The 3,222-nt window shown below is 61.3% G+C and carries 6 protein-coding genes; 2 read left to right on the top strand and 4 right to left on the bottom strand.

Translation table 11 applies throughout. From position 1 onward, the window contains the following. A partial coding sequence (locus tag C7964_RS19600; RefSeq protein ID WP_286164080.1) for a site-specific DNA-methyltransferase occupies positions 1-1,221 on the top strand: 1,221 nt, incomplete at its 5' end. Further along, positions 1,218-1,427: a DUF7220 family protein gene (locus tag C7964_RS19595; RefSeq protein WP_110281230.1), complete on the top strand. Its 210-nt coding sequence runs from the start codon at positions 1,218-1,220 to the stop codon at positions 1,425-1,427. The genes C7964_RS19600 and C7964_RS19595, both read left to right, overlap by 4 nt. A 9-nt stretch (positions 1,428-1,436) precedes the next feature. Here C7964_RS19595 and C7964_RS19590 read toward each other — a convergent pair whose 3' ends face one another. The 4 genes from C7964_RS19590 to C7964_RS19575 form a co-directional block, all read right to left on the bottom strand. Further along, positions 1,437-1,988 carry a DUF3489 domain-containing protein gene (locus C7964_RS19590; RefSeq protein WP_110281229.1) on the bottom strand — a complete coding sequence of 184 codons (552 nt, stop codon included), beginning with the start codon at positions 1,986-1,988 and terminating at the stop codon, positions 1,437-1,439. 98 nt (positions 1,989-2,086) lie between these two features. Beyond that, entirely contained in the window at positions 2,087-2,488 is a 402-nt protein-coding gene (locus C7964_RS19585) for a hypothetical protein (protein WP_110281228.1), read from the bottom strand. 72 nt (positions 2,489-2,560) lie between these two features. Next, the gene (locus C7964_RS19580) at positions 2,561-2,875 is read right to left on the bottom strand and encodes a hypothetical protein (protein ID WP_110281227.1); all 315 of its coding nucleotides are present in this window, start codon (positions 2,873-2,875) and stop codon (positions 2,561-2,563) included. Positions 2,876-2,888: 13 nt separating this feature from the next. After that, positions 2,889-3,110 (bottom strand): hypothetical protein, encoded by a 222-nt coding sequence (locus tag C7964_RS19575; protein WP_110281226.1) that lies wholly within the window; start codon positions 3,108-3,110, stop codon positions 2,889-2,891. Between the last annotated feature and the right edge of the window lie 112 nt (positions 3,111-3,222).

The raw sequence follows: 3,222 nt of genomic DNA, 5'->3' as shown, positions 1-3,222 counted from the left end.
ATTGACCGGCTGCGCCCCTATGCCCGCAATGCCAAGATCCATGGCGACGATCAGGTGGCCAAGATCGCGGCCAGCATGGCCAAGTTCGGCTGGACCGTGCCCTGCATGGTTGCTGATGACGGTGAGCTGATCGCCGGGCATGGCCGGGTGCTGGCTGCAACCATGCTGGGGCTGACGGATGTGCCGGTCATTCGGCTGGGGCATCTTGATGAAGCCGAGCGGCGGGCCTACCGGATCGCCGACAACAAGCTGACCGAGCTGGGCGACTGGGACGAAGCCATGCTGCGCGACGAGATCGCGGGGCTGCTGGCTGAAGATTTCGATTTGTCGCTCCTCGGGATCACGGATGCAGAGCTCGATGCACTGCTGCAAGACCCCGATGCGCTGGGCACTGATGGTCCGGTCGAGGGCGAGGATGACATTCCGGATGTGCCGGTGACGCCAGTGTCGGTCCCTGGTGATCTCTGGCAGCTCGGGTCGCACCGGCTGATCTGTGGTGACAGTACGTCGGCCGATGTCGTCGGACGGCTACTTGGCGAAGTGACGCCACTCCTCATGGTTACCGACCCTCCTTATGGCGTGGAATACGATCCCGGATGGCGCAATAAAGCAGGCGCTGCTGCAACCAAGCGCACCGGCAAGGTGCTGAACGATGACCGTGCGGACTGGCGTGAGGCCTGGGCGCTGTTTCCTGGGGATGTCGCCTATGTCTGGCATGGCGCGCTGCATGCTGCGACTGTGGCCGACAGCCTGATTGCCTCGGGCTTCAACATCCGCTCGCAGATTATCTGGGCCAAGGACCGGCTGGTGCTGAGCCGCGGTGACTATCACTGGCAGCATGAGCCCTGCTGGTACGCCGTGCGCGCCAAGGGCAAAGGCCACTGGGCGGCCGACCGCAAGCAGACGACGCTCTGGCAGATCGCGAACAAGGATCAGGATGCTGACACCGTGCATGGGACGCAAAAGCCGGTTGAATGCATGCGCCGCCCGATCCTGAACAACTCAAGCCCCGGCCAAGCGGTCTACGAGCCCTTTATGGGATCCGGCACGACGCTGATCGCGGCGGAGACGACCGGGCGCGTGTGCTTCGGGGTCGAGTTAAACCCGACCTATGTCGATGTGGCCATCGAGCGCTGGCAAATATTCACGGGGGTTGATGCTGTCTTGGTGGAAACCGGCGAACCGTTCAGCGCCTTGAAAGCAAAGCGGTTGGCCGCATGAGCCAATCCCAACGTCTTTCATTGGTTGAAGCTATCACCAACGTTGTGTTCGGCTATGCGCTCGCAGTGATCACCCAGATCGTTGCGTTCCCATGGTTCGGGCTGCAAGTCAGCCTTGGTGACAACCTTGCGATTGGGGCCGTCTTTGTTGGGGTCTCATTGATCCGCAGCTATACCCTGAGGCGTTTGTTTGAACGGTTGAGATAACGGCGCGGATCACCGGCTGGGAAGCGTGTATACCGTGCCGCGGCCCTGTATCTTTTCTGACGCAACCGGCAGGCTCAGCTTCTTTTTGAGAGCACCCGAGATGACACCACGTGTTGTGTGTGGCAACCAACCGGTGATCTCAACAATCTCGGCGATGCTCGCCCCTTCAGGGCGTTCCAAAAGCGCAATGACTCGTGCCTGCTTGGTGCCGCTACGCGGCGTCGGTGTCAGTGTCGAAGCCTTGGAACTTGCCTTTTCAGCTACACGGTTGCGGACCGCCGCCATTGTTTTGACGACCACTGGCTCGATCCCGACCGCCAGCATCCCTGCGTCGGTCACGACCAGCGTGGTGCCGTGGCCATCGCCGGTTTCACGCCAGAGCGGTTCGCCTTTGCGGGTGTCGGCGTCGACCTCTTCGAGCCAACCGCGGTCGATCATCATGCTCACGACCTTCTTGGCAGCAGCGCCATGCAGTCCCTCGGGCAGCGGCATAGCAATGTTGTCTGCGCGCTGGGCACCCGTGGTCAGGATCAGGGTTTGGGTTTTGGTGAGATTGGGCATGGTGGTCTCCGGTGAAACGGGCAGCGCGGGATGCGTGCCCTTCTACCGGCATTGGCCCGCGCGAGCGCGGGCTGGCCAGAACGTGATGGGTGCGAGCCTCAGTCCGCGTCTGCCATCGCGGCCGTCACTGCAAAGTGCTGCACCCAACCCGTCAGGTAGGGAAGGCCTGCGGGGATGCCCTCCTCGCGCTCGGTCCGCTTGCTGATGCGCCAGCCCTGCCAGCGGCAGATTGCTGATTGGATCGCAGCCTCGCTGTCGATGTTGCAGCCCGTCATATTGCCGACCACATCGTCGGCGAAGTGGCGGCCCATCCGGCTGTCAAGAAAGTCGCGGATCCCGATCATCTCGTCTTCGGTATCGGCGCTGATGGCTGCGGCGATAAAGCGTGAAGCCAGCGTCCAGACCTCTGCGCTGCGGCGCTCGCGCTGCGGGCAGTTTGTCAGGGTTTGGAAAAAGCCGTAATCTTCGTTGCGGCTGGGTAGAATGGCGTGTGCGGTCATGGGCTTGGATCCTTTGGTGTGGTGCATCGTTTTGCTGAGACAACCATCGCTCTGTCAGGGCGATTAGCGTAGTCAATTTGGCGCAATTTGATTGCTTTTTTGCACCCCACACAGGGAGGTCAGTTCACGCCATACACCCGCCTGCCAGATATAAAGATGGCAAAATTCGCAAGTGGGCTGTTGCAGGATGCGGGGCGCGCCTGGTGGATCAAAACAATCCAGTGCGTCCACACGCACCTGCCGGATTTCGCGGGCGGCCAGAATGTCCTCAGGCGTCCATCGTGAAAGAGCGTCCAGCATGTGGGCGGGGTAACCATCAAAATGTACATACACATGTGCCCATTCGTCGGGACCTGTCTGGATGGCGATTTGTGCGCGGGTGCTCATGGACCGCCCTCCTTCAAATCAGCTTCAGGTCGGCCAACGCCGCGCAGGCGGCAGTAAGCTGGCTGGTCGGCAGTTCGATCTTGATGTGCGAGAAGATGTCCGAGGCCTCGGCCTTGATCCCTGCGTCCCGCAGCGCGGTCTCGATGGCTTCAGCGACGGCGTTGGGGCGGCTGCGGTCGAAATGGTTGGGCAGCATTGCATAGTCTATGCGGATGGTTGTGGTTGCCATGCTCATGGTCTTCTCCTCAAGCCTGCTGTTCGATGAGGGCGAGAATGGCGATCGCCATGCCGCCGAGGTACTCGCTGCGCCGGAACACGATGTCATCGATCTCGCCCGCGCAGGTGAT

Origin of the sequence: Loktanella sp. PT4BL (assembly GCF_003201935.1) — a bacterium.
In the GTDB taxonomy this organism is placed as follows: Bacteria; Pseudomonadota; Alphaproteobacteria; order Rhodobacterales; family Rhodobacteraceae; genus Yoonia.
Note: the sequence above shows the minus strand (reverse complement) of the source record. Positions and strands in the feature narration are given on the sequence as shown.